The 26700-nt window shown below is 47.9% G+C and carries 26 protein-coding genes and 1 riboswitch; of the genes, 19 read left to right on the top strand and 7 right to left on the bottom strand.

The window, feature by feature from the left end; all coding sequences use genetic code 11:
* Nucleotides 1-401 precede the first annotated feature (401 nt).
* The 6 genes from C7R94_RS25160 (at nt 402) to C7R94_RS25180 (ending at nt 4180) form a co-directional block, all read left to right on the top strand.
* Entirely contained in the window at nt 402-599 is a 198-nt protein-coding gene (locus tag C7R94_RS25160) for a hypothetical protein (RefSeq protein ID WP_106785417.1), read from the top strand.
* Nucleotides 596-1789 carry a winged helix-turn-helix domain-containing protein gene (locus C7R94_RS25165; protein ID WP_106785418.1) on the top strand — a complete coding sequence of 398 codons (1194 nt, stop codon included), beginning with the start codon at nt 596-598 and terminating at the stop codon, nt 1787-1789. The genes C7R94_RS25160 and C7R94_RS25165 overlap by 4 nt, the downstream gene beginning before the upstream one ends.
* A gap of 201 nt (nt 1790-1990) precedes the next feature.
* A complete protein-coding gene (locus C7R94_RS30410; protein ID WP_197240180.1) occupies nt 1991-2263 on the top strand; it encodes an SMODS domain-containing nucleotidyltransferase in 273 nt (90 codons plus the stop codon).
* Nucleotides 2187-2903 (top strand): methyl-accepting chemotaxis protein, encoded by a 717-nt coding sequence (locus C7R94_RS25170; RefSeq protein WP_233220660.1) that lies wholly within the window; start codon nt 2187-2189, stop codon nt 2901-2903. The genes C7R94_RS30410 and C7R94_RS25170 overlap by 77 nt, the downstream gene beginning before the upstream one ends.
* 101 nt (nt 2904-3004) lie before the next feature.
* On the top strand, nt 3005-3577 hold the full coding sequence (locus C7R94_RS25175) for a histidine phosphatase family protein (RefSeq protein ID WP_106785419.1): 573 nt from the start codon (nt 3005-3007) through the stop codon (nt 3575-3577).
* A gap of 36 nt (nt 3578-3613) precedes the next feature.
* Nucleotides 3614-4180 carry an SMI1/KNR4 family protein gene (locus C7R94_RS25180; protein WP_106785420.1) on the top strand — a complete coding sequence of 189 codons (567 nt, stop codon included), beginning with the start codon at nt 3614-3616 and terminating at the stop codon, nt 4178-4180.
* Between the two features lie 65 nt (nt 4181-4245).
* On the opposite strand, the gene C7R94_RS25185 is transcribed toward C7R94_RS25180, so the two are convergent.
* Together C7R94_RS25185 and C7R94_RS25190 are read right to left on the bottom strand one after the other, a co-directional pair.
* Nucleotides 4246-5112 carry an RNA polymerase sigma-70 factor gene (locus C7R94_RS25185; protein ID WP_106785421.1) on the bottom strand — a complete coding sequence of 289 codons (867 nt, stop codon included), beginning with the start codon at nt 5110-5112 and terminating at the stop codon, nt 4246-4248.
* A 43-nt stretch (nt 5113-5155) separates the two neighbouring features.
* The gene (locus C7R94_RS25190; protein ID WP_106785422.1) at nt 5156-6328 is read right to left on the bottom strand and encodes an NAD(P)/FAD-dependent oxidoreductase; all 1173 of its coding nucleotides are present in this window, start codon (nt 6326-6328) and stop codon (nt 5156-5158) included.
* A 143-nt stretch (nt 6329-6471) separates the two neighbouring features.
* Between C7R94_RS25190 and C7R94_RS25195 the strand changes: the two genes are divergently transcribed.
* The 3 genes from C7R94_RS25195 to C7R94_RS25205 all read left to right on the top strand — a co-directional run bounded on the left by C7R94_RS25195 (nt 6472) and on the right by C7R94_RS25205 (nt 9279).
* Nucleotides 6472-7212, top strand: coding sequence for a GNAT family N-acetyltransferase (locus C7R94_RS25195; protein WP_106785423.1), 741 nt, complete (start codon nt 6472-6474; stop codon nt 7210-7212).
* A 100-nt stretch (nt 7213-7312) separates the two neighbouring features.
* Nucleotides 7313-7879 (top strand): sigma-70 family RNA polymerase sigma factor, encoded by a 567-nt coding sequence (locus tag C7R94_RS25200; RefSeq protein ID WP_233220665.1) that lies wholly within the window; start codon nt 7313-7315, stop codon nt 7877-7879.
* Nucleotides 7876-9279 carry a hypothetical protein gene (locus C7R94_RS25205; RefSeq protein WP_106785424.1) on the top strand — a complete coding sequence of 468 codons (1404 nt, stop codon included), beginning with the start codon at nt 7876-7878 and terminating at the stop codon, nt 9277-9279. The genes C7R94_RS25200 and C7R94_RS25205 overlap by 4 nt, the downstream gene beginning before the upstream one ends.
* An 83-nt stretch (nt 9280-9362) precedes the next feature.
* Here C7R94_RS25205 and C7R94_RS25210 read toward each other — a convergent pair whose 3' ends face one another.
* From C7R94_RS25210 to C7R94_RS25225, 4 genes are all read right to left on the bottom strand, one after another.
* On the bottom strand, nt 9363-10769 hold the full coding sequence (locus C7R94_RS25210) for a nucleoside recognition domain-containing protein (RefSeq protein ID WP_106785425.1): 1407 nt from the start codon (nt 10767-10769) through the stop codon (nt 9363-9365).
* Nucleotides 10747-11478 carry a FeoB small GTPase domain-containing protein gene (locus tag C7R94_RS25215; RefSeq protein WP_106785426.1) on the bottom strand — a complete coding sequence of 244 codons (732 nt, stop codon included), beginning with the start codon at nt 11476-11478 and terminating at the stop codon, nt 10747-10749. Before C7R94_RS25215 ends, C7R94_RS25210 begins: the two co-directional genes overlap by 23 nt.
* Complete coding sequence (locus C7R94_RS25220) at nt 11475-11729, bottom strand: FeoA family protein (protein WP_106785427.1); 255 nt, start codon at nt 11727-11729, stop codon at nt 11475-11477. Before C7R94_RS25220 ends, C7R94_RS25215 begins: the two co-directional genes overlap by 4 nt.
* Nucleotides 11730-11945: 216 nt before the next feature.
* On the bottom strand, nt 11946-12821 hold the full coding sequence (locus C7R94_RS25225) for a dimethylarginine dimethylaminohydrolase family protein (protein ID WP_106785428.1): 876 nt from the start codon (nt 12819-12821) through the stop codon (nt 11946-11948).
* 190 nt (nt 12822-13011) lie between these two features.
* Here C7R94_RS25225 and C7R94_RS25230 point away from each other — a divergent pair, with 190 nt between their 5' ends.
* The 4 genes from C7R94_RS25230 (at nt 13012) to C7R94_RS25245 (ending at nt 17647) form a co-directional block, all read left to right on the top strand.
* Nucleotides 13012-13755, top strand: coding sequence for an IclR family transcriptional regulator (locus C7R94_RS25230; protein ID WP_106785429.1), 744 nt, complete (start codon nt 13012-13014; stop codon nt 13753-13755).
* 102 nt (nt 13756-13857) lie between these two features.
* Entirely contained in the window at nt 13858-15387 is a 1530-nt protein-coding gene (locus C7R94_RS25235; RefSeq protein ID WP_106785430.1) for a hypothetical protein, read from the top strand.
* A 21-nt stretch (nt 15388-15408) separates the two neighbouring features.
* On the top strand, nt 15409-15954 hold the full coding sequence (locus tag C7R94_RS25240) for an RNA polymerase sigma factor (RefSeq protein ID WP_047069596.1): 546 nt from the start codon (nt 15409-15411) through the stop codon (nt 15952-15954).
* Nucleotides 15938-17647, top strand: a complete 1710-nt coding sequence (locus C7R94_RS25245; RefSeq protein WP_106785431.1) for a hypothetical protein — start codon at nt 15938-15940, stop codon at nt 17645-17647. The genes C7R94_RS25240 and C7R94_RS25245 overlap by 17 nt, the downstream gene beginning before the upstream one ends.
* Nucleotides 17648-17805: 158 nt before the next feature.
* Here C7R94_RS25245 and C7R94_RS25250 read toward each other — a convergent pair whose 3' ends face one another.
* Nucleotides 17806-19059 (bottom strand): ATP-binding protein, encoded by a 1254-nt coding sequence (locus C7R94_RS25250; protein WP_197240147.1) that lies wholly within the window; start codon nt 19057-19059, stop codon nt 17806-17808.
* Nucleotides 19060-19261: 202 nt separating this feature from the next.
* Nucleotides 19262-19381: riboswitch (SAM riboswitch) on the top strand.
* 202 nt (nt 19382-19583) lie between these two features.
* Here C7R94_RS25250 and C7R94_RS25255 point away from each other — a divergent pair.
* The 6 genes from C7R94_RS25255 to C7R94_RS25280 all read left to right on the top strand — a co-directional run bounded on the left by C7R94_RS25255 (nt 19584) and on the right by C7R94_RS25280 (nt 26699).
* Entirely contained in the window at nt 19584-20606 is a 1023-nt protein-coding gene (locus tag C7R94_RS25255; RefSeq protein WP_106785433.1) for a sugar ABC transporter substrate-binding protein, read from the top strand.
* A 93-nt stretch (nt 20607-20699) separates the two neighbouring features.
* Nucleotides 20700-22190, top strand: a complete 1491-nt coding sequence (locus tag C7R94_RS25260) for a sugar ABC transporter ATP-binding protein (RefSeq protein WP_106785434.1) — start codon at nt 20700-20702, stop codon at nt 22188-22190.
* Between the two features lies 1 nt (nt 22191).
* Entirely contained in the window at nt 22192-23190 is a 999-nt protein-coding gene (locus tag C7R94_RS25265; RefSeq protein WP_016741326.1) for an ABC transporter permease, read from the top strand.
* Nucleotides 23191-23334: 144 nt separating this feature from the next.
* Nucleotides 23335-24519: a glycerate kinase family protein gene (locus C7R94_RS25270; protein WP_106785435.1), complete on the top strand. Its 1185-nt coding sequence runs from the start codon at nt 23335-23337 to the stop codon at nt 24517-24519.
* Between the two features lie 56 nt (nt 24520-24575).
* Nucleotides 24576-25916 (top strand): SLC13 family permease, encoded by a 1341-nt coding sequence (locus C7R94_RS25275; protein ID WP_327935324.1) that lies wholly within the window; start codon nt 24576-24578, stop codon nt 25914-25916.
* 96 nt (nt 25917-26012) lie between these two features.
* Nucleotides 26013-26699 carry a response regulator transcription factor gene (locus C7R94_RS25280; protein WP_106785437.1) on the top strand — a complete coding sequence of 229 codons (687 nt, stop codon included), beginning with the start codon at nt 26013-26015 and terminating at the stop codon, nt 26697-26699.
* Nucleotide 26700 lies beyond the last annotated feature (1 nt).

Genomic DNA, 26700 nt, shown 5'->3' on the forward strand with positions numbered 1-26700 from the left:
TATCCACACACTTAGCAACTAATCATGCAGATCCGGTTTTGAATGAATAATGAAGAAGCCATTCCTTTGAGGAATGGCTTTTTTTGATAGGAAAAGATGTTCGAGAAAAAGAAAGCCTTATGTCAGGAGAAAATAATGTTTTAGACTGGAGTTGTTGATCTAACGCGGTTTTTCGATTGGAAATTTTGCAGCCCTCGAAAAATAAGTTGTAGACTGTAAAATAAAGTATTAGACCTAAAAATAAAGTACTAGACTGAGAAATAAAGAGTTAGACTGGCGGCCAGTCTTTTTGGGCAGTTATTTTTCAGTAGTTCTTGTTTTTATACTTCCGACAATGGTAGAATATAACAGGAACATACGTTTGTATTTTGTGTATTTTCCTACAGATAGGGGGAATAGGCGTGGTTGAAATCGTTGAAAAAGAGCAATTTTCGATTATTGGAAAATTAGGAAAGGGGTTCGCTCCTGAAGCTCCCCAATGGATACCGCCATTATGGCAAGAAGCAAATCATAATTTTATTGTAATAAACAACCTCGCCATCCATCATCATGTGCAAGGGGCTCCCGTTTGTTTCGTTAAGGAGCCGACGCGTACATGATCCAATTGACGAATCGCCAAGCACGGCAATTTCTGTTATTGAAGCACGGGCTGTTGGGCGAATATCAATTTACCGGAAAGCAGGGCGTAATGGATTTTGTGCGGCAGGTCGGCTGTATTCAATATGATCCCATCGATGTTTGTGGAAAAAACGCCGAACTGGTTCTTCAGTCGCGAATCAAAGGATTCACCAAGAATATGCTCGACGAGTTGCTGTATCAAGATAGATTCCTGATCGATTATCCCGACAAGAATCTGGCTATTATCCCTGTCGAGGACTGGCCGTATTTTGAGCGATACAGGCAAGCCGCCCGACAACATGCCAAGCGCTATCCCGAAATGGAGGTTTTGACAGAGCAAGTACGGACTCATATCCAAAATCACGGTACGCTAAGTTCGGATGAACTAAAATTGGATGGAGATTTCACTTGGCAATCGGCTATCCACTGGAGCAGCGGAAACAATATATCCCGATCGGTGCTAGAGCAGATGTACTCGACAGGCGAGTTGATTATCCATCATAAAAAAGGAACGCGTAAATATTACGATATTGCCGGGAAGTACATACCGCCAAAACTGCTGAATGCTCCGGAGCCGCTGGAGGACGAGCTTGAGCATCACAAGTGGCGGGTACTACGTCGAATCGGCGCTGTTGGCCTTTTATGGAATCGCGCATCCGATGCCTGGCTGAATATATGGGGATTGAAAGCGGAGCAGCGCAACGAGGTTTTCCGCCAACTGTTACACGAAGATCGTATTGTTGCTGTTACCGTAGAACAAATGAAGGATATGCTATACTGTCGCACGGAGGATTTGCCCCTTATTGAAGCCGTCCTGCAAAATCCGGCGCCGAAATTACGCTGCGAGCTGATTGCTCCGCTGGACAATTTGATATGGGACAGAAAGCTGATCAACGAATTGTTTGGCTTCAATTATACTTGGGAGATTTACACGCCTGCAATCAAACGGAAATACGGCTATTATGTGCTGCCTCTATTGTATGGAGAGAGCTTCATCGGACGAGCTGAGGTAATCGTGGAACGAAAAGCCGGGACGCTCGTTGTTAAAAACATCTGGTACGAGAACCACATAAAGCCAACAAAGCAATTGCGAACAGCTTTGAACAACTGTTTTCAGAATTTTGCATTATTCAATGAATGCGAGACGATTTCGACAGAGTCTATGAACTGATATTTCCAGTGTTTTGGTACCATTCGGTCCGGTACCGTTATAATAAAAATATTGGGACTATAGAGGGAGGATACATATTAATCGCAACGACAATTGTCGCCTCATTTAACCAATTTAAAGCAAATTGAGAAATAACAGATCTTCAAGAAGGAAGTGTATCACAAAGGACAAAAATCTGTTCGATCTGTTTAAGAACGAGAATTGAACGTTGTCAATTCGTTTCTTTCAGGCTCTTATAAAAGAAGTACTATGATAGCACCTTTAAAGGAGGCTGATATTGATATATTTGCAGTGTTGCATTCGGATTACTATTACAAGCACGACCAATCTAGTTTGCTTGATATGGTAAAGAGGGTTTTGCGTAAAGAATACACGAAGACTCCTGACATAAGCAGAAATGGACAGGCCGTTACACGCGCAGGATGTCAGCTCGCGAGCAACTGCTTTGCGGGAACATGCATTGGCTGCGGATAAAATGACGACAGAGCTCTATATGAATGTAAAGGCGCAAACGGAAATAGCGATCACTGACTCGAAGGAATCGATGGAAAAAATCAACCTGTTGGCAGAGGCGATACTCACGATCTCTGAGCAAACGAATCTGTTGGCATTAAATGCGGCGATTGAAGCTGCACGTGCGGGAGATAGTGGTAGAGGGTTTTCGGTCGTAGCGGATGAGATACGCAGACTGGCGACGCAATCTTTTGAGGTCGTGATTGATATTCAACGCATTATCCAGGTCACGGGCGAATCCGTAGACAATTTGGCAGCCAACTCATCGAGCGCATTAGACTTCATTGACACGCAGGTCAGTCCTGACTATGACAGCATGATGGAAACATCAGAGAAGTACAATTTGGATGCACACCGTTTCCATACGTTGCTGGCAGAATTCAATGCGTCTTTTGAAGAGTTGAATTCTACAATCAGCAGTGTGGTTTCTGTCGTGGAGCAAGTGACGAACTCTATGGAGAAAAGTGCACACAGTGTAGAGGCGATCACAGAGCAATCTCGGATTATTGCGGATAACAACCAACAGGTCGCGGCTATTTCAGGGCGGAATGTCGGCTTGACGCAGACGATGGAAGAGATCGTGCATCGGTTCAAAATCTAAGAGAGTCCCCCTTTTCTGGTAAAACGGAAAGGGGGTTTTGTTGTAATATATTTGCAGGAAGGATGTAGGGCGGAAAATAAAAAGTTTCCACGGAGGGTTGTATGAAAACCTTTATTTACATGGTCAGGCACGGAGAATCACCAAAAACGGAGGGGGATGAAAGAACACGAGGACTGACTGAAAAAGGTAGGTCAGATGCCCGTATCATTACTCAATTGTTGAAAGATGAGCGGATCGATGCGTTCATTTCAAGTCCGTATAAAAGGGCAATGGCAACAATAGAAAAATTAGCTCAGTCCGCCGGGAAAGAGATCGTCGTTTTAGAAGAGCTGAGAGAACTCGTTTTTATCGGAAACAATCAAATCGTGGCCGATAGCGAATTGTATCCATTAGTAAAGAAGATGTTTACTGAGCCAGACTTTTCTTTACCTGAAGGAGAGTCCATCACAACTTGTCGGAATCGCGTGGTAAGAACGTTCCGAAACATTTTAGAGCAATACAGAGGGCAGAAAGTTGCAATCGGAACACATGGTGCCGTTATGACATTGATGATGGGGGACTTTGACAGCCAGTACGACTTGGATTTTTTATTGACGACGTCCAAGCCTGATATTTACAAAATGGAATTTCAGGATGAAGTACTCGTGGAAACGAAGCGATTATGGAGGAACTGACTTCCTATAGGGGAAAGGGAAGAGGAGGCTAAACAAATGGATAAAAAAGAGTATATCAAGAATGGTTTTGAAGCTTACTACGAGCGATATAATCAAGTGACAGAGGAAGGTTTTTGTAGATGGATGCGGCCAGAGGTCCCTGATTCCATGAAGGTAGCGGATGTCGATGAAGAATGGTCCAGATGGAAGCTGGTTCCTTCTATCGTGAGTCAGGAGGATGTGGCTGCGCTCGAGGAAGAATTTGGGCTGAAATTTCCGGAATGGTATAAAGCCTTCATTTCTACTTGCCATCATTATTTCGACCTCATTCCTGAACAAGGGATCGATGAGCCTTTTGATCGTATTAAGGATATGTACAACCCATTGCTTTGCAAATTAGGCTACCTTCCTTTTTCATGGGATACAGAGTACGGAAAACTACGATGTATCGATTTACAAGAAAGCCCGGATGAAGAGAAGTGTGGAATCTATGAAATTGACCATGAAGTTTTGTTTGAAATAGATGAAGAAAATATGGATCGGAACAAACTGAAAGAGTCACTTGTCTTTTTGTACCCGAATTTTAAAACTTATTTTGACCACACTTTTTTAGAATGTTCATGACGCGAAATCAAACCCTCTTTCACGAAAATAGGAAAGAGGGTTTTGCGTTCTACGCTAGGAGCCGACTACGGCTCTATGAATCTTAATTTATCAGGATTTCTGACAAAATAGAGGTTACGAATAACTCCGTGTTCAATATGCAAAAACACAACGGTGTCAATTCTGCCGTCCAGTCTAATCACAAATCCGGTCTGGTTGTTTAAAAGTGCGAGCTCTACAGAAAAATCTGATCGCTTCGAGAAGCTGCGCATCAAGCCGAGCAAGAAGGAAGCCACGCGTTCTCCAGATAAGATCGGATGCAGGGCTGCGGTGACCTTGCCGCCGCCGTCGGAGAGCAATACCGCATCTGTAGCAAGCAGAGTGAGCAATTTCTCGACATTTCCGCGCTCCAGCGCAGACAGAAAACGGTTGACCCATTCCTCGCCGAGCTCTTTGTCTGGGGTGAGATGAGGTTCCGCTGAGTCAATCCCCATTTTCTTTTTGGCTCGACTAACAATCTTGCGGCAATTCGCTTCGGTTTTTCCAACCAACTCGGCAATCTCGTCATATTGGAAGTTAAAAGCTTCTCGCAGGACGAACACCGCTCGTTCTGAAGGAGACAGCCGTTCCAACAAAACGAGCATGGCGTAGGAGAGCAAATCTTTGGTAATGACAGAATCATAGCTGTCTGCATCAGGGGTAGAGATGGGCTCTGGCAGCCATGGGCCAGTATACAGCTCCCGTTTTTTGCGGGCCGATTTTAACAAATCGAGACAGCGGTTTGTGGTCATTTTACACAGGTAGGCCTTCGGTTCGGCCATCTGTTCCAGCGAGACATCATGGGCCTTCACGAATACGTCCTGCACGATATCCTCCGCATCCGTGGCCGAGCCGAGCATCTGATAGGCGAGGCGGAACATGAGCCCTTTATATTGTTTGTACAGAGCTTCCATGGCTGTGTCACTTCCTCTAGTCTTCTTACGTCCTTATTTTTTCCTATTTTATCATGCTGGCAATGTTCCAGGTGAACTGGCGAAGCTTCCACCCTAATTTCCCTGTCAAAATGATATCGAGTCCCCATTTTCTCGTCCAAACCATTCCGCGTTCTGGGCCGAGTCCGACGCAGTAAAAGTCCATGTAGCTTTTGTGTGCGGGGGCAGGTGTACCGTCCAAATCGGCTAGAACAATTTTGCCCAAGCGTATCGCCTGTCCAGAGGCTTCCTTGCAGGTCATCGTGTCTGCTTGCCCGCTTGCTGGATCTACGATGCGTGCACAATCGCCAATACTGTATACCCCCGGTGTACCCGCTACACGATAGGATTCATCGACGACCACCTGTCCGTATGTGGTCAGTGGCAAGCCCATGCTGCGCAATGCGGGATTGGGCTGCAAGCCAAGCGACCAGACGCACAGCCCGACAGCAAGCTTGCGACCACTGGCTAGCGTCAGCATTCCGGCCCGCTCATGAAGGGCCTTTTGACCATGCAGAATGGTTACGCCGCCATCCGTGAGTGCACTCTCCAGCTTGCGCCCCATTTTGGCGGAACCTTCCATAAACAAACGGTTTTGTGCGTTGATGAGATAGACCCGGACTTCATCAGGATGAATGCCGAGGTTCTTCGCTTCCGCTCGCATGGCAAAAGCCAGCTCCGCAGCGGTCTCGATCCCGCTGATGCCTGCTCCCGCAACGGCGATCGTCAACAATCGCTCTCGTTCGGATGGCTGCTTTTCATGGACAGCTTGGCGCATATTTGCAAGCCACTTATCTCGAACAGCCTCAGCCGCCTCGACGCCCGTCAAAGCGATGCCGCCTTGTTCTGGCTCCGGTTGGCGAATAACGCTTCCTATTGCCAGGATGAGAAGGTCGTAGGGAAACGCCTGTTCTTGACCGTTTTTGTTCAGGAAGAAGATAGTTTTATCCTTCCCTTTGATCAACGTGACTGTACCCTGCACGAATTCAACGCCCTCTGGAAACAGAGTTTTTAACGGAATGGAGATGTCTGTTTTGGTAGCAGCTGGTTTGAACAACAGGACTTTACGCAGGTGATGAGGCTCTTTATCGATTAAGATGAAGCGGATCGGATGTCCTTTGCACGTCTCGCGAACGGCTTTTAGTGCGTGGATACCTGCGTACCCGCCTCCGACAATCACGCATGTTTGTTCTTTCATGCCAATCAGCTCCTCGTTTGTTTTGACCCTATAACGAGAGAGGGGGCGATTGTGTGACACACCGCAAGAGGAAAATGTCGAGGAAAATCGAATAGGGAATAAGTGGAGAGATAGACATCTGGGTTCGAAGGAGGATTCCAAGCGTGTCATACAACATCTACACTTTCGCACAAAGATTAGATCTAAACGATCAGGCTGATGAACTAATCGAAGCAAGCTGGTCTGCCTTCATGCTGAATGATGAAGTTGCTAACGAATATTACGGTCATCTGTATGACTGGTTCTCTCCTTATCAGTTCATGCTGACGGACGAGACCGACAAGGTGATGGCTGTAGGAAATGCGATTCCATTTTATTGGGATGGCACTGCGGAAGGGTTGCCAAAAGGCTGGGATGATGTCTTTCTGCAAGGGATTGAAGACTACCGCCAAGAAAAACAGCCAAACGCGTTATCGGCACTCTCCATCTCCATCGATCCCCAGTATCGTGGACTCGGTCTGAGCAAGCAGATGGTTACGGCGATGAAGGATATCGCCAAGGAAAATGGCTTGGTGCACTTGGTGGCACCTGTACGTCCATCGCTCAAGCACAAGTACCCGCTCACGCCAATGGACAAGTATGTTCAGTGGAAAACGACCGATGACGCTCCGTTTGATCCGTGGGTGCGCACGCATTGGAAGCTGGGAGCGACGATCATGCAGGTGGCGCCGGAATCCATGCTGATCAGAGGAAGTCTGACTGATTGGGAAAGCTGGACAGGCATGAAATTTCCCGAGTCTGGATCGTACATTGTTCCAGACGCATTAGTTCCGGTGCAGGTTGACGTGGAAAAGGACGAAGTGGTATATATCGAGCCGAATATTTGGATGCAGCATGCCTTATAAAGGAATCGTTGTGGAAGCCACAGCGTTTTTTTTTTTCTTTTTCTGTCACCTTTTTGCCGTGAGACGAATCATACCCAATAGCAAGCAATCAACGGATGAGGTGAACGGGTTGAACGAAGCAGAAACAATGCCAGCAAGTCTGGAGGTTACACGGGAAGCCAGACTGAAATGGCTGATGCAGCAATACGGGGAGAAGATTTTTCATCTGGTAAGCCTCACGGTAAAAAATCATGCTTTGGCGGACGATATTACCCAAAACGTGTTTATCCAAGCGTATCGACATCTTGATCAGTTCCGCGGGGACGGAGAGATCAAGCATTGGCTCTTCAAGATCGCGATGAATGAGAGCAAAAAGCATTTTCGGTCGTGGTCGTTCCGCAACATTTTTCCGACGATGGATGATCATTTGGGTAATCTGATGGATCGGCAGGCAAACAATCAGGTAGAGGAAGAGATATTGAACCGGGTGAAGCGGGAAGAGATCGTCACATACATTCAATCCCTCGCACCCAAGTACAGGCAGGTTATCCTCCTACATTATTACGAAGACCTGTCGATTGCGGAAGTGGCGGATATTCTATCGGTTTCACAGGAGGTCGTCCGTACGCGTTTGCATCGAGCCAGAAAGCAATTGAAGGAGACCATGTCGAAGGAGGTAAAAGGATGAGCGACGATCGCATGTGGAGGGAATGGAGCGAGTCAGCAAAGCAATCCGTTCGTGAAAAATATCCGTTTCATTTGGAAAAATTCGAGCAAGAGGTACTCACAAAAATTCAGCGTGAGAAGCGTCGCCGTCGCTGGCAGGTAACCTCTTGGGCAGCCGGAGTGGCAGTTGCTGCTACCCTTTTCTTTCAGATTGTTCAGCCCTTCGATGGAAGCTTGTGGGGACTGACTGGTGCAGAGCGAGGCCAGGAAGTATTTGAATGGATCACACCCGACGAAGGTTTCATGCATGCTTTGAAGAACGGCTATCCGATTCTGCCTGAGGTGAAATTGGAGAAGGACGGTTTTGTTTATCAGATCAGGGATGCCATGGTCGATCATAGACGGATTACGTTTACGCTGTTAATCTCCGGTGAAAAAATGGAGGAGATTGCGCGAATTCCGGATGAATCGAAAAGAAGCGATATGCTTTATGGGAGTCTTCGTGTAGATTTGGGGGAGCTTTCAGAAAGAGGTCATGCTTCTAAGGATTTTCAATTAATCGATGGTGTGCATTATCTTATCATCACACCGAATTTCCGAATTGACGAGAAAAAAATGCGTGAGTTCATGAATCAGACGAAGCCCGTTCTGCCTGTGCAAATTGTAGATATGCGCAAGAAAGAAGCTGATGAAGTGGTAGCCGAACTGTTGCTGCCTCTGCCAAGGTCCGTCACTGTAGCAGAAAAAGCAATCCGACCGGATGCAGAAGTAGAGGCTGTGCTAGAATCAGACAGCCTGTTGACGAGGCTGAAAGTAAATCAGATCATAGCCTCTCCGACGGTGATGGAAGCGGAGCTGGAAGCTGCTTTGCAGGATGGATTCGAGCTGTATCGCTTGGAGAATGTGAAGCTGGTAGATGGGAAGGGAAAGGAATATCCGGCAATAGATGACCGAATCAATGAGAATCTGGAGCGGGTTCGAGGTGGCGATGCTACCGGGGTTCAGGGCAGCGACAAGTATACCATGCAGTTTTTCCCATCTCTCTTCTTTGAAGACGTACCGGAAAAACTTGAGCTTCGATTCAACGAGGTATCTGCGAATAAGTCCATTAAAGAAAACATCGTGCTGGATCGGAATGCCAAATACCCGCAAAGCATTCCATTTGGCAAAAAGAATAAGCTGAACATCGAAAAGGTGTATTACGACAAAGGCAAGCTTTTCATCGTCATCCCGAACGAAGGACCAGAGGAGATTAATCTGCGTGTAGAAGGTCAGTATTACAAGGATTTTATTATCGCAGAGAACCTGGAGACCGTTTCACTTACTTTCGAGGTACCCAAACAGGATACGTATCAGCTGGAAATGAGCGGTCTGGAGTTTGAGAGATTCCCCCTAAAAGGGGTAATACCTATTACGAAATAAATAGAATCAACGGGAACAGTCACAAAAAAGCCTTTGTACGTACCAGGAAGTCTGGTATTGTGCAAAGGCTTTTTGCTGTTTTTTTACACCCAACCGAGTGCTCTTGCCACCTGGGCAGTCAAGAACGTTACTCCGACCGCAATGGCTAGCGGAATGAGTGCAGAAAGCACCGTCCATTTTACACTTTTCGTTTCCTTGTAAATATTGAACAAGGTTGTGCCGCAAGGGTAATGAAGCAGAGAGAACAACATCATATTGAGTGCTGTCAACCAAGTCCACCCGTGCTGCAAGAAGACATCCTTGATGTTGTCGATGCCTTCCACATCAACCATAGCACCGGAGGACATGTACCCCATCAGAAGGATCGGCAGCACAATTTCATTCGCGGGCAAACCGAGAATAAAAGCCATGAGAATATAGCCATCGAGCCCAATGATTTGCGCAAACGGATCAAAAAAGGCAGCCATATGGGCGAGGATGCTATCCCCACCGACATAGATATTGCCCAATACCCAAGTGATGATACCGGCAGGGGCGGCCACAATGACGGCTCTTTTCAGCACGCTCCACGATTTGTCTTTGCTTGCGATCAGGATCGTTTTCCAAATCTGCGGACGGCGATAAGGGGGCAGTTCCAACGTATAGTGTGTCGGTACCCCGCGCAAGGCTGTTTTGGATAGTATCCAGGAAACCGTAAGAGTGATAGCGATTCCAAAAATAACCATACCCATTACAATGAGAGCAGTAGTCAGAGATTGCCATCCACTTGTCGCGCTTGTCGCCATAAATAGCGAAGACAATAAAATCAATGTGGGCCAGCGACCATTGCACGGGACGAAATTGTTGGTCAGAATCGCCAGCATTCGCTCCCGGGGAGATTCGATAATCCGGGTGGAAAGGATGGCTGCCGCATTACAGCCAAACCCCATCGACATCGTTAATGCCTGTTTGCCGTGCCCGCCAGCGTTTTTAAACAGACGATCCATGTTGAACGCGACACGCGGCAAATATCCGAAGTTCTCGAGCAAGGAAAAGACTGGGAAAAAGATAGCCATCGGAGGCAGCATGACGCTGACAACCCATGAGGTACCGCGAAAGAACCCGAGAACCAGAATCCCGTGCAGCCAATTAGGTGCGTGTACAGCTTGAAAGCCAGCAGTTAGATAACCCTCGACTACACCGAACATGTCGGCAAGCATTCCGGATGGAACATTGGCACCTGCGATCGTGATCCAGAATACCGCGCCTAAAATCGCCAGCATGATGGGGTAGCCCCATATTTTTGACGTCACAATTTTATCGAGCTTGTATGCGCTAGACAGCTTTTGCTTGTTTTCGTAGGTCACGGCTTCCTTACAGATGCTCCGACTGGTGAGGTAAATGTCACTCACAATCGTGTCCCGAATCTCACTTCCTTCCACTGAGGCACGGGCCACGGAAAGAAGCGCATCCAGTGGATCGGGCGGATTAGTGGCAAACGGTTTGGCCATGGGTCAAGCGCTCCTCCCCGAAAGACTCAGCTGGCTCTTGCATTCGCTCCCGCAAGGTTTTCAACAAACTCTCATCGCCATCCAGCAACCGCAGAGCGATCCATCTTGTCGGAAAACGGCTACCCAAGGTTTTCTCGATTAAGGGCTCCAACTGTGCCAGCTTTGATTCAATCTGTTCCCTGTAGGTTATCTGTACAGGATTGGGTACGATTGTTCCGTTCGCTACCTTTTCCACCTGATCGAGCAAATTCTCAATCCCGATTTGATTTCTGGCGGAAATGGCGATACAGGGAACACCTAATCTTTGCGAGATTTTTTCCAGATCAATACGAATGCCAAGCCTTTTCGCCTCATCGATCAAATTGACGCATACAACAACGCGGGGAGTCATTTCCAACACCTGCAAGGCCAAATTGAGATTCCGTTCCAATGAAGTGGCATCCAGTACCACAATGGTGACATCAGGCTGCTCGAAGATAATGTAATCTCGCGCCACTTCTTCATCCGCCGAGTTGGAATACAAGGAATACGTACCTGGCAAATCGATGATCCGAAAAGTCGTATTTCCTCGAGAGAATTCTCCCTCAGCCATTACAACTGTCTTTCCTGCCCAGTTTCCTGTATGTTGGCGCAGTCCCGTCAATGTGTTGAATAATGTACTCTTACCGGTATTCGGATTTCCTGCCAAGGCAATCGTGTAGGAATTCACCTTTCTTCACTCCCCACGTACTCCCCGAATATGAGAGAGCTCTCTTCTTTGCGCAGGGCGATGATCGTGTTATTTACCCGAAAGGCAATGGGGTCGCCTAGCGGACTTTTTTGCATGACTTCCACGATGTTGCCGGGGACGAAGCCGAGATCCAGTAATCGCCTGCGCAGTATCCCCTGAACGTCAATCCGATCCAGACAGATGTGGCTACCAATCAAGGCATCAGACAAAGGAACGCTGGTAGATGACATGATGTTCACTCTCCTTTTTTCGTTAAGGACAAACTGTTGGCCTAGGGCAAAAATGAAGGTAAAAAAAGTGCACGTAGTCAAAATCTTCATGATTTTAGTTTAAGGTAAGATTCTTTCCTAGGCAACAAAGTTTTTGCTTAAGGAAACTTTTTGGTCATAAAAAACTGCACCTCCCATTGTTCATGGTCTAACAATGGGGGTACAGTATCTAAACGGCTATATTCGTTCCACCGGGCTTGTCAGGCAAGTAGGGCCACCTGTTCCCTTATAAGAAATCTCCTCGCCCTCATACTCGTACACAGTCGCACCTGCGTCGAGAAGGCGTTGCTTCGTAATCGGGTTGCCTGCCACGACCATGCATACACGCGGCGCGAGGGCGAGAACATTGCTGCCGAGATTCTCGTACTCATGATCCGGTACCTCGATTAACTGAATGCCTCTGTCAATAAGCAGTTGACGGAAAAATACAGGCATCAGCTTGGAGTAGACGACTGCCAAATCATGATCGACCATGCTGATAATCGACATCAGATGCAGACATTCCGCAGGACCGCGATCATACGGGAGCTGTACCACGATGATTTCATCCGTGAAATCCTTGACCATTTCCGTAATTTGAGCGATAGCCGCTTTGTTCGTGCGGAAGCCAAGGCCGATCGCGAGCGTTTTGTCATCCAGCCAGACGAGGTCGCCGCCATCTGACAAAGCATCGCCTGTGAGCTGTCCCAGGATCGGAATATTATTTTCTTCTAAAAAGGCTTTGTATACTTCGGCTTCTCCCTGACGGAGCTCCTTGCCAGATTTGAGAATGATTGCCCCTTTGGAAGTAAATTTCACCGGGTCATGGGCGTAAATGGAATCCAGTCCGGTTTTATCGGATTGTGGCAAGTGCAGGACGTTTTCTACATGCTGGCGCAAGATCGATTCGAATTTGGCGTATTCATGCAGAGCGCGGTCCCAGTCAGGGCGGTCTGTATAGTTGAAGGTTTTCCACGATTGATCGAGATGTTCTTGACTGATAAATGCTTGATGGGGATGCTTGATGATAACGGTTTTCATCTTTTTGACCATGGATTGGCTGCCTTGGAACATAGTTGCCTCCCTTTTTCCACATTGCAGAATATTATTCATATTTCGAAATGTTCATCATTAGTTTACACATTCTGTTTTCTGACTGTCAATCTGTGATTCCTCACCGGAGTTTTTTTGCGATTCACAAAATTAAAGCAAATGGTTTAACATAGTTTCATATGAGAAGATAGATAGAAAAGGGGGGATGACCGTGATTCAATCGTTTGATCGAGCGATGGCGATTGCAACGGCACTTTCGTCGGATGAACATAGAAAATGGTGGACGATCAATGATTTAGCGAAGGAATGCCAGCTCCCGGTCAGCACCATTTATCGGCTGTTGTACACGTTGATGAAGCATGGACTGGTAGAACAGGATGCTGCGACCAAGCAATATACGTTGGGGATTAAATGGATGGAGTTCGGCTTGCGGGTGCTCGATCGGATCGATTATCGGAAGGTGATCAAGCCGATGATCGAGGAGCTCGCCAGAGAAGTGAACGAAAGTGTTTATTTCAGTCAGCCTAGCGGACTCGAATCCATTGTCGTCGAACGTGTAGACAGTCAGCATAATATCCGCATCTATGATCAGTTGGGCTTGCGGATTCCAATGCATATCGGTGCGGCCAATAAAGTCGTGCTGGCCCATATGCCTGTGGAAGAAGCGAGACAAACCGTAGTCCAGCTCGTGGATGAAGAGCAGGTGCCTGCTTTTATGGAGAAGCTCCAGGAGATCAGAGCTGCTGGTCATGCGGTCAGCTTTGCGGAGCGGACGGAAAACACGGCCTCTGTCGCAGCGCCGGTGATAGACTACAATCAAAAGGTAATCGGGGCGTTAAGCATTGGAATTGTCACGTATGATTTGAAGGAGGAGCGACTCCAGTATTTGATTGAACGGGTCAAGGATGTCGCTTCCAAAACCTCGCAACGGCTAGGCGGCCTGTCAAAGGCTTGACTGGCCTTTTTTTATTTTGATTTCCTTGTAACATTTCCCTTTTGCTTTCGACTATTGGGCTATGAACGTAAAAAAAAAGAGGAAGCCAGGAGGAAATTCAAAATGAAACCATACGCAACCAAAAAGCTGATGATCACAGTAGGAGCTGCTGCTTTGCTCTTCTCAAGCCCATTGTGGGTTGCGCAACCACAAGTAACTGTACAAGCCGCGGCAGTCAAATCGACACAACCCCAATTGAGCAAATTAGCCCAAAAAACCGTAGATAGGCTGAACAAACACTACCCGGAATTAAAAAATGCGGAAAAAACCATTTCGCGTAACACTCAGGAGCGAGATGTCTTCCACATCCAATTCCGCATCTTCAGCAACAAGGAGCGGACGGAAGTATCCCTGTATGCGGATGCCAAAATCGATGCAAACAACGGTATGCTGTTATTCTTCTCTGCACACGACATTCCCAAAAAGAAACCGACTGCACGTCCTACGGAAGCGATGGGAAAAGAAAAAGCGCCGAGTATTCTGAAGGATTTCATCGGTGACGCCATCAAGCAATACCAAATAGACGAGGTAACAGTTGATGGTGAGGGTGCAGAAGCCGTGGCAAATGTGCGTTTCGTTCGGGTTGTGAATCAGATTCCGGTAAAAGACGATCTTTACGTAGTAGGGATCAATGGAGTAGGCGAGCTAGACTATATAAACGCAGGAAACACAACAGGATTGCAGATGGACGCAAGTAAATTCGCCGCTCCGTCAGGGGTTAAGAATCCAGACGAATTCGGCAAACAATTAGAAGACATGCTCCACCTTAGCTATGAGCAAAAAGCAAGAGACATAAGTGCTGGCTTCCGCCCAGTCTACAGCCTGAATTTTTCCGGATATCTGGATGCACGATCAGGAGCCGAGGTAGAGTCCGGATGGACCAAGAAAAATAAGTACGGGAAACCAATCCCGATAACGCCTGGCAACCAGCGGGTCTTCGCCAAAACAAATGAGGAGATAGCCACCGCACTCTCCACTTTTATTCCATTGCCTGAAGGAATTGAGTTTAAACTAACCAAAGGTGCGCCAGTTCTCGAAGGGGAAAAGGAGTATGATGCCGTGGTTGGAAACAAAAAGTTCTCAGTGAGGACAGTGGATGATCAGATTGCGTACTTCCATGTACTTGAAAACCCACCAAAGCAGAAAGTGATTACAGAGGCAGCTGCTGAGGAAAAAGCAGTGGTGTTTCTGCAACCGTTTGTAGACGCAGAGGTAACGGAGCTGGTACCACAAATGGAGCTGGTACCACAAACGATTAACAGAGAAGCAGGCAAGCAAACGTTTCTATTTTCCCCTGTACACCAAGGGATTAAGGTTGAGGGACAGGGCTATTCAGTAAAAGTTGACATGCATACGGGAGACATTGTATCTGCCAGTTTACCAGTAACTACCGGTAAATTATCCTATGATGATGCCTCAAATGTCGTAGGGCCCGAGCAAGCCGTACAAGCATTGTTGAAAGCTAATCCGCTTACACTGCGCTACGTGTTTCCTTCCCTTAACGGACGGTACCAGGGAACACCTGTCCTTGTTTATGAGCCGAAAGAAAGAAACGGAAAGGTTGACGCGGTTACAGGTCAATTTATCAAGTAGGGAGCAGGGAGAGGAAATCCAGTGCAGGACACAGTCGATTACGAAGCGCGGATTAAAGCGATCTATCGCGAGCATTACCGTGATGTCTATCAATATCTCTACTACTTTACGGGGAAGCGTGAGCATGCGGAGGATTTGACACAGGAAGTGTTTATCCGGGTCTTGGACGCTTTGGCCAGATATGAAGAGCGTTCCAGTGTGAAGACATGGATTTTGCATATTGCCAAGCATGTCGCCATCGATGATTACCGGAAGAGGCGGGTGCAAACGCTTTTTGGCATGGATTTGTTAAAAGGGCTGCCTTCTCTTCTGGGAAGGCCGGAAGCGGAGCTGGCTTCCAAGGAAGAACAGCTGGAAATTGAGCAGGCGATGCAGAAAATGAAGCCGCATCATCGGAATGTACTGATTTTGCGTGGCATCAAGGCCTATAGTATTCGGGAAACGGCAGAAATCCTCGGGACAAGCGAAGCCAAGGTCCGCGTAGATTTTCATCGGGCAACAAAAGAACTCAAAAAAGTTTTGCATGTCGATTGGATAGGAGGGTTGGCCAATGAATACTCCAAATGACGAGCAATTCTTCGCGGCTCTTTCTCGGTCAAAGGATGCGGAACCAAGGAGCGAATTCGTAGAAGCGCTGGAAGCAAAGCTGGTGCAACGGGCGCGCACCAAAACGAATCGACCGAAAAGAATCGTTCTCAAGCTGGCGACATGGACAGTTTCCGCTGCAACGGTGGCAGCAGCAGTATGGATGATGGGGGTGACCCCGGAGATATTCAAGCAATCTCGGTTTGAATCACAAGCGCATCTGGTACCCCGCTCCTTCTCATCGACAGAAATAACAGAAAGAGAGCTAAGCCAAGCGGCGATTAGAACGTTGGAAAAGCTGTACGAGAAATATCCTCCTTTTCGGGAAGCGGAAAAGAGGGTCTACGTAACCAAAGCTCCTCGCGAGGTGTACAACATAGATTTTCGCACGTTCAGCAACAAAGATCGAACAGAAGTGTCTCTATATGCCAGAGCGAAATTGGACGCCAAAAGCGGACTCTTGCTCGGGTTCGACCTGGAAAAGATTCCAGGGCAAGAGAAAGTCGAAGGAGAGCCTTCCAAGGAGAGAATAGAGCGACAGGCGAAGGCATTTATGGAACCGTTTCTGGGCAAAAATCTGGAACAGTATCGGGTCGAACAAGTAGATGGGCAAGAGGGAGCAGATACCGTTTCGCATGAAGCCGTGCGATTGCAACGCTACGTGAATGACGTGCAGGTAGAAGGAGACAATTATGTGATCGGCATGAGCGATGCCGGGCATATTCGCTACATCAATTCAGGGGATTCAACGGGAATGAACCTGGACATTGGGCGGTTTCCTCCAATAGCTGAGCTGCCTTCACCGAAGAAAGCGGAGAGCGGACTTGCGGAAGTCATGCAACTGACGTATCAGAGAGTCGGGAAGAAGGATGTGGACTACGTTCTTCGTTATAGGGAAAACTTCTCCGGGTATCTTGACGCTCGTACTGGCAAGGAAGTGAAAACGACCTTGTGGCGCGGGGAGTCGTTTCGCGACAGTATTGCCGTCAAGCCCGGAGGCAAGAAGACAATGGTTACATCGGAAAAAGAGGCTGCGGCCGCCATGGAGTTCTTCGGTCAGAAGGTGGAGGGCTTCACATTTACCGGGAGTAATGTGCCCGATTATATGATGGGAGACAACGAACGGGAATACCAGGCCAAAAAAGGCGAGCGATTCATGCAGCTGACTACTGTCAACAATCGGGCAGCAGCGTTCAAGATATCTTATCCGGAGCTGCGAGAAGGTGATCCGACACTTACCATCACAGAATTGCAGGAGCGAGCGATCTTGTTTTTGGAGCCGTATTTGGATTCACGGGTGAAGACTGTTCGGATGCAGGAGCAAATTTATGTGATGGGTAGACAGGTTGAATTGAAATTTGTCCGAGAAGTAAACGGCGTAATGGTGCCGGAGCAGTTTTACAAGATCACGTTTGACGGGCAGACAGGTGAAATTATCGGGGCCACTTTGACATTCCCTCATGAGCAGGAGACCTTCCTGGATGCGTCCAAGGTGATTTCAGCGGAAGCGGCGGTGCGGGTTTATCTCCAACATAAATCGTTTAGTCCCCGTTATGTATTCCCGCTTGAAAACAATAGGATTCAAGAGCAACCAAACTTGGTCTATTCGGCAGAGATATTGAAAAGCAACGGGGATGTAGATGCCATTACAGGAGAATGGCTGCCATACGAATAAAGAGAGACACCAGGGGGAGACTCCTGGTGTTTCGTTTTGCATAATGCCTTCCCAGAAATTGCATAGTAAAGCGTGAGGGGAAGGGCAACCGCCCGTCATTTGCATCATTAGCGATCGAATGGAAAAAGGCACAGTCCCTCTGCAAAACCTGCATGCAGCTACTGTGCCTTATACGGAAGCATAATGGTGAACTTGGTTCCTACTCGTGGTTTGCTGGTTACATTGACCGTTCCGCCAATCGCATGGATGACATGATAGGAATATGTCAATCCAAGACCGGTCCCAGTTGTTTTCGTAGAAAAATAAATCGTTCCGAGGCGGCTGATCTGTCCTGCATCCATGCCGACACCGTTATCCTTAATAACTAACAGGGCTTTGTTTCGCTCGATGAGCAAGTCCAGAGAGACTTTTCCGTCCGAAATATCTGAACACGCCTCGATGGCATTTTTGATGAAATTCACAAGAACTTGCTTGAACTCGTCTGGATTGGCCTTGATCGTCACAGGTCTCTCAAAGTCTTGCAGTGTAAGCTCCACGTTATGCATATTCGCAAAGGGGAGCATCACTTCGCGGATAGCATGCAGATGCTCGCTCACATTGATAATCTCATGTCGTTCCTTGAGCGGCTTGGAAATCGCAAGGTACTCGGTCAAGATGGCTTCTGTCCGTTGAATTTCATCGAGACTGATACGAATGTATTGATCGACTTTTACCAAATTTTCCGGGCATTCCTGTATTAATTTCAAGAAGCCTTTGACTGCTGTCAGCGGATTGCGAACCTCATGTGCGAGCGATGCAGCAACATGGCTCATCGTCTGGATTTTTTCGTTTTGCGCGTGGCGGATAAACAGCTCCTTATCCGAAACGCATTTGCTGAAAAGCGACATTAATAACCAGAGGCCGAAAAAGTTTTGAATAGGAATCGCTATGGTGTAGTAAACGAGGTGTTGAGTTACATAGGTGGGAAAAAAGTAATAAGTAGTCCCTAAAGCAACCGTAGAAAAAATCGCACTCGTCATAAAAAGATACAGTGTTTTCCGATAACTGGCTTTGTAGTGTCGATACAAAAAGAGTGATATGACAAAATTGACTGTAAGGATCAGCATGGCAACCCATGTCCCTTCTCCACCTAGGTAGTACCGATAAACCAAGGCTTCAATCAGAAGGAGCATGGCAATCTCGATTCCGCCATAAACCAGTCCGAAAAGAATGATGACATGTCGGATATCAAAAAACATGCCATTCATGACACTCGGGGCGAAGGTCATCGCGAGAAACATGCAGGCTGAGCTGGTAATGGCAATAAAGGAACGGCTGTAGTTCCTCATTTTGTCACGGTAATAAATGTTGAAAAACACAAACGGGATAATGGCAAAAAACCATTGAAGAATGACTTCTTTTAATAGACTCATGTAGCATCCCCATCGCAAATATTTGCTAGGCTTGTATCAATCTACGATAATTCGACAAGACACAACAAAATCCCTCTCGATGCTACAGAAGAAACTGGAATATTTATCAAGAAAATTCTTTCGGTAAACCTAGTTGACAGATAGGTAATTGCCAGATTATATTCTGTATATACTTATACAAACGTTTTGAAAATAGAAACTACTCTTATCAAGAGAAGGCTGAGGGAATGGCCCTATGAAGCCCGGCAACCTAGCACGAGAGAATGTGTTCTTTCGAGCCAAGGTGCTAACTCCAACAGGTAGATTACCTGACAGATAAGAGGCGAGAATCTTGTCGATTTTTGTCCTCTTTCTCTGTGAAAGAGGATTTTTTGCGTAGGTGTCGTGGGGAAGAAGCGCATTTCCAGTCTACTCTTCGGCATATGCCCCGCAGTGAGTGAAGACTGTTCGCTTCGGAAGAAATAGCGGGAGCGCTTCAAACGCAGAAGGTTCAGGAAGTAAAAAGAAAAAGGGGGAACATCTCAATGAAAAAGAAACTCGGTCTGATCACATCACTTGTTTTGGCAGCATCTGTTCTTGTGACGGCATGCGGCAGCGGGGCAACAACCGGAACAGGCAGCACAAACGGCGGTGCTTCGGGAGAGAAGGCGAAGAGAATCGCACTGATCATGCGTCAAAACGTAGGGACGTTCTCCGCCCAATATATCAATGGAGTGAAGACAGAGGTAGAGAAAAACGGCGGCGAGTTGACTGTATTCAACGCAGATACCGATCTGGCAAAAATGTCATCCAACCTCGATGCAGCTGTGAACCAAAAGTTTGATGGCATTCTAATCGACCATGGTACGGCAGAAGCGTTACAGCAGGGCACGCAAAAGGCCGTGGATAAAAAAATCCCGGTTGTCTTGTTTGATACAGACATCAACATTCCAGGTGTGCCAGTTGTGGCGCAGGATGACAACAAGTTGGCAGAGCTGAGCCTGGAGAAGCTGGCGGCGGATACAAATGGCAAAGGCAATATTGTGAAAATTTGGGTAGCTGGCTTTGCGCCAATGGAAAAACGTCAAGTGACGTATGAAGCTTTCCAGAAGAAATACCCGGACTTGAAAGAGATTGCGGCATTCGGTTCTGCTACCAACAATACGGCACTCGATACACAGACGCAGATGGAAGCGATCTTGAAAAAGTATCCGAACAAAGGTGACATCACAGCGGTATGGGCGGCTTGGGATGAATTTGCCAAAGGCGCAACACGTGCCATCCAGCAAGCAGGACGTACGGAAATCAAAGTATACTCCATCGATTTGAGTGATGAGGATCTGCAAATGATCCAGGCGGAAAACTCTCCGTGGGCAGCGACGGCAGCGGTAGACCCATCCAATATCGGACGCATCCATGCCCAAACTGTGTTCCAAAAAATCAAAGGCGAGCAAGTGCCAGACAACGTGAAGCTGAACCCAGTGCTGGTGAAACAGGAAGACCTGCCGAAGGATAAAAAAGTAACGATGGGCGACCTGTCCCAATACGTACAAGAGTGGGGCAAGTAAGAACCAAATTGGCTTTTCCCGTTGATTCGTATCCATCAACGGGATTTTTCCTTATAGAGGTGGGAACACGCAGGTAAACAGGAGGTGTGAAACATGTCCACATTGCAGATGAAAGGGATGACGAAACAGTTTTCTGGGGTTCCTGCCCTGCGATCCGTCGATTTTGAGGTGCGCGCAGGAGAGGTTCACGCATTGCTCGGAGCCAATGGCGCGGGAAAGAGTACCCTGATGAAAATCCTCACGGGAGCGTATCAGGCAGATGGCGGTACGATCACCATCGATGGACAGGCTGTGTCGATTCAATCTCCGCAGGACGCCAAAGCACAGGGCATTCAATGTGTATATCAGGAAGTGGACACCGCCTTGATCCCGTATTTGAGCGTCGCCGAAAACATTTTGGCGGACCAGCTCGTCCAGGCGAAAACAAAGGGACTGATCAACTGGCAGAGCTTGTACAACGAAACGGAGCAGATATTAAAAAACTTCGGCTTTTCCATTCCAGTGCGGATGCTCGTCGAAGAATGTACGCTGTCGGAAAAGCAATTGATTTTGATTGCACGGGCTACTGTTCAAAAGGCGAAGTACGTCATTTTCGACGAACCGACAGCGCCGTTGAGCACGAAGGAGAGCGAGCGGCTATTTCAAATCATTGCGCAGCTGAAAAAAGCTGGAGTTGGGATCATTTATATCTCCCACCGCCTGCCGGAAATCTTTGAAATCTGTGATCGGATCACCATCATGCGCGATGGACAGCATGTTGTGACCACAGAGACGGCAAAGACCAATATGGACGAAGTGATTGCGAACATGCTGGGCAAAAGCTTTGACGAGGAGTTCCCAAAGCTTGCAGTGCCGATTGGCGAAACGATTTTTGAGGCGTCAGGTGTGGCTGGCGGCAAAGTAACGGGAGTCGACCTGAAGGTTCGCGAGGGAGAAATCGTGGGTGTCGTCGGTCTAGTCGGGGCAGGGAAGACTGAACTCGCCCGATTGCTCTTCGGTGCGGATGAGGCAAAGGCTGGAGCCGTTCGATTGCATGGAACACATGTCCAACTGCGCTCTCCAAAGGACGCCGTAGATGCGGGAATCGTGCTCGTCCCAGAGGAAAGGCGCAAGGAAGGCATTTTCGTAGAGGAGTCCGTGCAGAACAATCTGTCTGTCGCCTCGTTGAAAAAGAAATCCTGGCTCGGTTTTATCAAAAGAGGGGCGGAAGCGGCTAACGCAAGAGAGCTGGTGCAGCGCCTTGGTGTAAAAACAGCCGATATCAAGCAGCTGGTCGGTTTCCTCAGCGGAGGAAACCAGCAAAAAGTCGCGATCGGCAAATGGCTGGATACGAACGCTCATCTCTTTATGTTTGATGAGCCGACAAAAGGGGTGGATATCGGCGCGAAAAGCGATATTTACCGCCTGATCGGAAATCTTGCCGAGCAGAAAAAAGGCGTCCTGTATTTTTCCTGTGAGTTTCAGGAGGTCATCGGAATCGCAGACCGGATTCTCGTTATGTTCGAGGGCAAGATTGTGAAGGAATTGAGTCGCGGGGAAGCAACACAAGAGCTCATTATGTACTATGCAAGCGGAGGTGAGTAACGTGGCAGATAAAAAGTTTAGCTTATTTGATTTTGTTTACAAATACGGAACGGTTGCAGTTATCGTTATTGTCATGTTGTTATTCAGTTTGACCAACCCGTATTTCTTCACGTACGACAACTTGACGGACATTCTTCGCTCCATCTCGATTGTGACATTTGTCGCGATTGGCGTTACGTTCTCGCTGATTGTCGGAGGCTTTGACCTGTCTGTAGGATCGACGGTTTCATTAACCACGGTCGTTTCTGCTTCGATGATGGTTTGGTACGAACAAGGAGTCTTCACGACACTGGTGGTTCCGATTGTACTCAGCTTGCTCGTTGGGTTGGTCAACGCCTTCTTGGTCGTGAAAATCCGCATTCCTGATTTACTGGCTACTCTGGCGATGCTCTACATCGTAAACGGCATTCATATGACGTATTCCCAAGGCTACTCGATCTACGCAAACATGCCGATGCAGGACGGCTCGCAGGCTCCGGGAAAATTCCAGGAATGGTTCCTGTGGCTGGGCCAAGGAGAAATTCTTTCCGTACCAGTTCCCGTTATCCTGACCTTTTTACTTGTCGCGATCACGCATGTGTACTTGACCTATACGAGACAGGGGCGGATGCTGTACATGACAGGCGGCAACCTGGAAGCAGCCCGTCTTTCGGGGATTCCTGTGAATCGCTATCGTACCCTGGCTTATGTGCTTTCTGCTCTTTTTGCAGGCTTGGGCGGGATGCTTTTGGCAGCACGAATCGGTACCGGGCAGGTGAGCAGTGGCGGCTCCATGCTGATGGATGCAGTAGCGGCTGCTTTCGTAGGCTTCTCCGTTTTCGGTGCAGGAAAGCCAAACGTATTTGGTACATTTGTGGGAGCTATTCTGATCGGGGTGCTGCTCAATGGCATGACGATGCTCAATCTGCCGTATTACGCTTACGATATTATTAAGGGGACAGTTTTGGCGCTTGCCCTAGCTGTGACCTACTATCAACTGCGCAGAAAACGAAACGCTTAGAATCGTAACGTTCTTCTTGCTTTTCTCTCATCAACTTCTCATCTTCCTATTATTCCCTTCTCTTTTTTGAAGCTTAGTATTGGTCTTACTCAAGTGAGACAAATGCGAAAGCAACTTCAAATAAAGAGAAGGGATGTTGTTTTTATGCGTATACTCGTTGTGCCTTCGGGCTTTAAGGAAAGCTTAGATGCCGAGCAAGCAGCTGAATGCATGAAAGAAGGAATTCTGCGCGTACTTCCGCTCTCCCAAGTACAGACACTGCCGATGGTAGACGGAGGAGAAGGCTTTACAAAAGCGATTGTGAAAATTTCGAATGGCTCGATTATCGATAAGGAAGTAACAGGCCCCGTAGGAGAAAAGGTTCCTTCCCATTTCGGGATGTTCGGATCAGAGACGACAGGTCAAACGGCTGTGATTGAGATGGCGGCAGCAGCCGGGCTGCGACTGGTTCCAAGAAGCTTGCGAGACCCGCGCAAAACGACGACACACGGCGTCGGTGAATTGATCAAAGCTGCGCTGGACATGGGGGCAGATCGTATTTTGCTAGGCTGCGGCGATTCCGGTACTTCCGATGGCGGGGCAGGCATGGCGCAAGCACTGGGCGCGAAATTTTTGGATGCAAGCGGTCAAGAAATCCGTATTGAAGGCGGAATCTCGCTGGCAAAAGTAACGGAAATCGACGTTTCCGGCATGGACAAAAGACTCAAGCAGGTGCAAATCGATGTGGCTTGCAACTGGTTTAACAAGCTGTGTGGGGAAAACGGAGTCGCTCGCGTGTTTGGCCCGCAAAAGGGTGCGACGCCCGAGCAGGTCGTTGAGTTGGAAAAAGCACTCGAACAATTCGCGTCTATCATCGAGCGGGATTTCGGGATCGACGTCAGAGACATGCCGGGCAGTGGTGCTTCGGGTGGCTTGGGTGCCGGACTGCATGCTCTGACCGGTGCGAATCTGTATCCGCGCTACGACATTATCATGAAGTACATTGATTTGGATCGGATGCTTCAAGAGACAGACCTTGTGTTTACGGCGGAAGGAAGCATTGATTTTCAAACACCGCGAGGAAAAATTCCAGTGGAAGTGGCGAAGCGGGCGAAGAAGCATGCCTTGCCTGTAGTGGCTTTGGTGGGGACTGTTGGCAAAGGTGCCCGACTCAATTATGAGCACGGAATTGATGCGTACACGAGTATTTTGCCAATGCCGTCTACGTTGGAGGAAGCGTTCATGCATGCGCAGAAGTGGCTGACCGATTGCTCGGAAAGCTCCATGAGGACCATCATGGTAGGCCTACAGCTCGCAAATCGTTTAATGGAGAAGGAGCAAGTATCGTGATTGCACAGATTATCGCAAAGGAAAGACCTGCCTGGGTCCTTCCGATCGTTCTGATTATGTTCGTTGAATTGCTGCTCATGCTGCCGTCTTCCCTGACATTGGAAGCCAAATGGAGCTTGTTCTGCTTCTGTGTCGCTGTGATCCTGTGGACGACCACCTCGCTGAACTCCGCCTATGTAGCCGTTGGCTCCGTATTGCTCCTCGTCGTGACAGGAACGGCTGACCAGGAAATTTTGTTCGACTCGCTCGCCTCCGATGTCATTTGGTTAATGATTGGCTCTTTCATTCTGGGCGGTGCTCTTCAAGTGACCGGCTTGGCAGGCAAACTCACAGATCTGATTGTGAACCGCGCAAAGAATGTCAAAAGCTTGTTTTGGCTCTTGACGGTCGTCGTTCAATTTCTCGCATTCTTTATACCGTCTACTTCTGGACGCGCAGCGGTGCTGCTGCCTGTTTTTCACTCGCTGACCTCCGAAATCGGGAACAAGCAAATCACGAAAGCCATGGCAATCCTGATTCCGACGATTATTTTAGTATCGACGAGCTCCACCATGATCGGAGCGGGCTCCCATTTTATCGCACTCGATATGCTGAAGGAGTTCAATGGGGAAGGGATTAGCTTCGCAGAGTGGCTGTTGTGGGGACTGCCGTTTGGGATAGTGGCCAGCATCGTGACTTGCCGGATTGTTCTGGGGCTATTTCTCACCAAAGAAGAGATGCAACGCCCGCTCGCGAGTAAAAAGCTCTCCCTGACCTTGTCCCGCAACGAAAAATATACGGTTGCTGTGATCGGGGCGATGGTCATTTTCTGGCTGACAGAGCGTTTTCACGGAATCGAGATTGCTACTACGACAGTTGTCGGCGCCTTTCTTTTGACACTTCCCAATGTGGGCGTCATGAAATGGAAGGATGGCGTTCAGTCTGTCTCGTGGAACCTGATTCTGTTTGTAGGGGCAGCCATTGCAATTGGAAAGTCGTTGTCGGAGAGCGGCGCGGCAGAGTGGATCATGGGGAAGCTGTTCACGATCACCGAGCAGCTGGAAGGGGAATCATCCCTTCTGATCGTTGTGGTTATTACTTTGCTGACGCTGACCTCCCATCTGTACATTACATCGCATACAACGAGAGCTGTCATTCTTGTTCCGCCGCTTCTCTACTTTGCGAGCAGCCTTGACTTAAATGAAGTGACTGTGCTGTTCTTAGGGATGGTTGGCATGAATTACTGCCTGACCTTCCCTGTCAGCTCCAAAGCATTGCTTATGTTCCAGGAGAGCGGCAAAGAGACCTTTTTGCCTAAGGATTTGCTGCGGTTGAGCTTGTATGCAGGGGCAGCCCACGCGATCCTCATGATCGTCTTTTATTACGCGTATTGGCAGTGGGTAGGGTTATCGATATAAGTAAAAAGTTATATCTTTCGTACGGATTACTCTTTGAACCACAGCCAATATTTGCTAAACTCATCTGGATAATGGAGCAAGGCTTAGGAGGATTACATGTCGGAGCGAATATTAATTGTGGAAGATGAAGAGAAAATTGCTCGTGTGATTCAATTAGAGCTGGAATACGAAGGGTACGAAAGCGAGATCGCCAAAACAGGGCTCGAGGCGCTGGAACAGTACAATCAAGGCGGATGGAACTTGATTTTGCTCGATGTACTGCTGCCAGGCTTGTCAGGCATAGAGGTGCTTCGTCGGATTCGGGTAAAGGACTCCGCGACACCAGTCATTTTGTTGACGGCCCGGAATGCTGTCGTGGACAAAGTAAATGGACTCGATCAAGGCGCAAACGACTACATCACGAAGCCTTTTGAAATCGAAGAGCTGTTGGCGCGCATCCGTTCCTGCCTCCGCTTGTCTCAAATGACGAGGCAAGTGGAAACCAGCTCCAAAGTAGAAGTAGCAGATTTAAGCCTGGATGAAAAATCGCGGGAAGTGACGAGAGGTTCCAGTCAGATCGAGCTGACGCCGCGTGAATTCGATTTGTTGCTTTATCTGATGCAGAATAAAAACCAAGTTCTGAATCGTGAACAGATTCTTACACACGTATGGGGATTTGATTATTTCGGAGACACAAATGTCGTTGACGTGTATATCCGTTACTTGCGTAAAAAGGTGGACCAAGGGTATGAAACCCCGCTTTTGCATACAGTACGAGGCGTTGGTTATATGCTGAAGGGGTAGA

The organism is Brevibacillus sp. NRRL NRS-603 (genome assembly GCF_003013445.1).
GTDB lineage: Bacteria > Bacillota > Bacilli > Brevibacillales > Brevibacillaceae > Brevibacillus > Brevibacillus formosus.

What these genes read in the sequence shown, in the direction of transcription:
- C7R94_RS25165 (WP_106785418.1), top strand. Translation starts at nt 596, where the DNA reads ATGATCCAATTGACGAATCGCCAAGCACGGCAATTTCTGTTATTGAAG.
- C7R94_RS25170 (WP_233220660.1), top strand. Translation starts at nt 2,187, where the DNA reads ATGGACAGGCCGTTACACGCGCAGGATGTCAGCTCGCGAGCAACTGCT.
- C7R94_RS25175 (WP_106785419.1), top strand. Translation starts at nt 3,005, where the DNA reads ATGAAAACCTTTATTTACATGGTCAGGCACGGAGAATCACCAAAAACG.
- C7R94_RS25180 (WP_106785420.1), top strand. Translation starts at nt 3,614, where the DNA reads ATGGATAAAAAAGAGTATATCAAGAATGGTTTTGAAGCTTACTACGAG.
- C7R94_RS25185 (WP_106785421.1), bottom strand. Translation starts at nt 5,112, where the DNA reads ATGGAAGCTCTGTACAAACAATATAAAGGGCTCATGTTCCGCCTCGCC.
- C7R94_RS25190 (WP_106785422.1), bottom strand. Translation starts at nt 6,328, where the DNA reads ATGAAAGAACAAACATGCGTGATTGTCGGAGGCGGGTACGCAGGTATC.
- C7R94_RS25205 (WP_106785424.1), top strand. Translation starts at nt 7,876, where the DNA reads ATGAGCGACGATCGCATGTGGAGGGAATGGAGCGAGTCAGCAAAGCAA.
- C7R94_RS25210 (WP_106785425.1), bottom strand. Translation starts at nt 10,769, where the DNA reads ATGGCCAAACCGTTTGCCACTAATCCGCCCGATCCACTGGATGCGCTT.
- C7R94_RS25220 (WP_106785427.1), bottom strand. Translation starts at nt 11,729, where the DNA reads ATGTCATCTACCAGCGTTCCTTTGTCTGATGCCTTGATTGGTAGCCAC.
- C7R94_RS25225 (WP_106785428.1), bottom strand. Translation starts at nt 12,821, where the DNA reads ATGTTCCAAGGCAGCCAATCCATGGTCAAAAAGATGAAAACCGTTATC.
- C7R94_RS25235 (WP_106785430.1), top strand. Translation starts at nt 13,858, where the DNA reads ATGAAACCATACGCAACCAAAAAGCTGATGATCACAGTAGGAGCTGCT.
- C7R94_RS25245 (WP_106785431.1), top strand. Translation starts at nt 15,938, where the DNA reads ATGAATACTCCAAATGACGAGCAATTCTTCGCGGCTCTTTCTCGGTCA.
- C7R94_RS25250 (WP_197240147.1), bottom strand. Translation starts at nt 19,059, where the DNA reads ATGAGTCTATTAAAAGAAGTCATTCTTCAATGGTTTTTTGCCATTATC.
- C7R94_RS25255 (WP_106785433.1), top strand. Translation starts at nt 19,584, where the DNA reads ATGAAAAAGAAACTCGGTCTGATCACATCACTTGTTTTGGCAGCATCT.
- C7R94_RS25260 (WP_106785434.1), top strand. Translation starts at nt 20,700, where the DNA reads ATGTCCACATTGCAGATGAAAGGGATGACGAAACAGTTTTCTGGGGTT.
- C7R94_RS25270 (WP_106785435.1), top strand. Translation starts at nt 23,335, where the DNA reads ATGCGTATACTCGTTGTGCCTTCGGGCTTTAAGGAAAGCTTAGATGCC.
- C7R94_RS25275 (WP_327935324.1), top strand. Translation starts at nt 24,576, where the DNA reads ATGTTCGTTGAATTGCTGCTCATGCTGCCGTCTTCCCTGACATTGGAA.
- C7R94_RS25280 (WP_106785437.1), top strand. Translation starts at nt 26,013, where the DNA reads ATGTCGGAGCGAATATTAATTGTGGAAGATGAAGAGAAAATTGCTCGT.